4 protein-coding genes are annotated in these 2,416 nt (G+C 38.0%); all 4 read right to left on the reverse strand.

Features of this window, described 5'->3' with window-relative positions; all coding sequences use genetic code 11:
- Positions 1–64: 64 nt before the first annotated feature.
- Positions 65–424, reverse strand: a complete 360-nt coding sequence (tusC, locus tag V5290_RS17090; RefSeq protein WP_333388661.1) for a sulfurtransferase complex subunit TusC — start codon at positions 422–424, stop codon at positions 65–67.
- 10 nt (positions 425–434) lie between these two features.
- Positions 435–839: a sulfurtransferase complex subunit TusD gene (tusD, locus tag V5290_RS17095; protein WP_333388665.1), complete on the reverse strand. Its 405-nt coding sequence runs from the start codon at positions 837–839 to the stop codon at positions 435–437.
- A 9-nt stretch (positions 840–848) separates the two neighbouring features.
- Complete coding sequence (locus V5290_RS17100; RefSeq protein ID WP_333388668.1) at positions 849–1,235, reverse strand: RidA family protein; 387 nt, start codon at positions 1,233–1,235, stop codon at positions 849–851.
- A 724-nt stretch (positions 1,236–1,959) separates the two neighbouring features.
- Positions 1,960–2,416, reverse strand: a 457-nt coding sequence (locus tag V5290_RS17105; RefSeq protein WP_333388671.1) for a hypothetical protein, incomplete at its 5' end; no start/stop codon positions are given.

The following is a 2,416-nucleotide window of genomic DNA, read 5'->3' on the forward strand; positions in this document are numbered from 1 at the left end:
GCTTAATACAGTCAGATAATGCAAAAGAACTAAAAGGAGAACGACTAACCGTATGTAATATCATTTAAAAACTCATTAATTGATCTTGTTCAGCGAGGTACTGCTTAATCTCTTCAGTACTTAATAACTCAGTTTTAATAACTAATTGTTCTACTGAAATATTACGTTGGGCAAGCGAATTGGCACAAATATAAACCTGTTCAATATCGTAGAGCTCAAACATCTTCAACATAGGTTGAAAGTCTTTTTGTAAAATACGACTGGCTTGATGCTTTTTTAATAACTGATAAACCCCATCACCTATAAAAAAAACACTAAGCGACTCATTATAAGCCGATAACGCTAACGTTAAATCTAACGCTTCACGCGCATCGCTGCGACCATGTGGCGCTTGGCGATTAACAATACCAATTTTCTTTTCCATATAACGTCCCTTAAAACTGTATTAGTCGGTCACAACTAGCAGATAATTCAGCCAACTGCCCTAACCCACTCAACACAAACGGTGCTTTAAGGTTGTAATGCTGTAAATCTAACTGCATAGCTTCAGTCTCATTAACAATACCGCGACGTAAAGAGGCTGAGACACAAACTTCTAATGGAAAGTTATATTGGGTTGCTAAAGCAGCCCAGCGATCAGGCAAATTCACCTCATCGCTGGCAGGACTAATTAAATGACTTGCAGTTAACACACCATCCAAGTAAAAAAATACACCTGAAATATGATGCCCAGCAGATAAGGCAGCCTCGCAAAACTGTAACGCCGTCGACGCACTTTGATCGCTCGCTGGATTACCCGTTACTAGCAAAGAAAATTTAATATCCTGAGAGTCAGACATAATTAGCCTTTAAGCAGTGTAAGCAACAGCTTCAACTTCAACTAATACGTCTTTTGGTAAACGTGCAACTTCGATGCATGAACGAGCAGGTGCTAATTCAGCAAAGTACTTACCGTAAACTTCATTAAAAGCAACAAAGTCATTCATATCTTTAATGAAACAAGTTGTTTTAACAACAGTCTTTGCAGAAGCACCCGCTTCTTCTAATACAGCCATTAAGTTTTTCATTACTTGCTCAGCTTGCTCAGTAACGCCACCAGCAACAACTTCCATTGAAACAGGATCTAATGGGATTTGACCAGAAGTGAATACTAAATTACCTAATTGATTAGCTTGTGAATAAGGACCAATTGCCGCAGGCGCTTTTTCAGTATTAATAATTGTTTTAGTTGTCATGAGGTACTTCCTTTATGAATGAAATTTCGTGCCAGTATATTGAAGTAGAAGCACAATAAAAACAAGACTAAAGGACTCTATTTATCATCAATCTAATGGCAATTAGAGAAATCAATTAACACCTACACATAAAACTAAAAGAAGCAGGCTAAAAAAAGGAATCACAGGGCTCTTCCGCTCATAATACTAGGCTCTCACCTAATTCGCCCAGCGCCCCAAGGTCAAAACATGCTTCGTAACTTTTATAGATAATATAAATAATAAAACTACAATTGTTTCGTTAAATTAAGAAATAAACACAAATGAGAAGCTTGATATGAGGGCCGCTGGCTTTAGTCTGCCAGAATGCGAGATATCGCATATGACGATTCATTACGTAAGCGAAGCGAAATACACAACATCAGAACGCTAAAAATTAAAATCAACACACAAAATAAAACACTGCAGACTAAAGTCAGCGCCCCGAAAAGATGTGTCGTAGCTTTCATTGATATCGATAAAACTCAATAAATGTGTCGTAATATTTATCAAAAACATAAGTAACAAAGCCAGAAGATTCTTCGTAATACATGCAAACAAACACAAAAAATAGCGATAGCTATCAAGCGCAGCTTGATATCCGGGGCGCTGGCTTTAGCCTGCAGATCTTTTTGTGTTGGCTTTTAGTTTTTTAGTTTTTTAGTTTTTTAGTTTTTTAGTTTTTTAGTTTTTTAGTTTTTTTCAATTACAAATCAATAACCCCAAAGTCAACACACACAAAATAAAACAAGCAGGCTGAAGCCAGCGCCCCAAAAAGATGTGTCGTAGCTTTCATTGATATCGATAAAAAGCCAGAAGGTGTTTCGTATGAGTCATAGTTAAACACGAAGTTAGTAGCGGCAGCCATCAAGCGCAGCTTGATATGAGGGGCGCTGGCTTTAGTCTGCCAGTATGCGAGATATCGCATATGACGATTCATTACGTAAGCAAAGCGAACTAGTACACAATTCAAAATACTAAAGATCAACACATAAAATAAAACACTGCAGACTAAAGTCAGCGCCCCGAAAAGATGTGTCGTAATTTTCATTGATATCGATAAAAAGCTAGGAGGTATTTCGTATGAGTCACAGTTAAACGCGAAGTTAGAAGCGGCAGCCATCAAGCGCAGCTTGATATGAGGGGCGCTGGCTTCAGCCTGC

The sequence above is a fragment of the Psychromonas arctica genome (assembly GCF_036697365.1).
GTDB lineage: Bacteria > Pseudomonadota > Gammaproteobacteria > Enterobacterales > Psychromonadaceae > Psychromonas > Psychromonas arctica_A.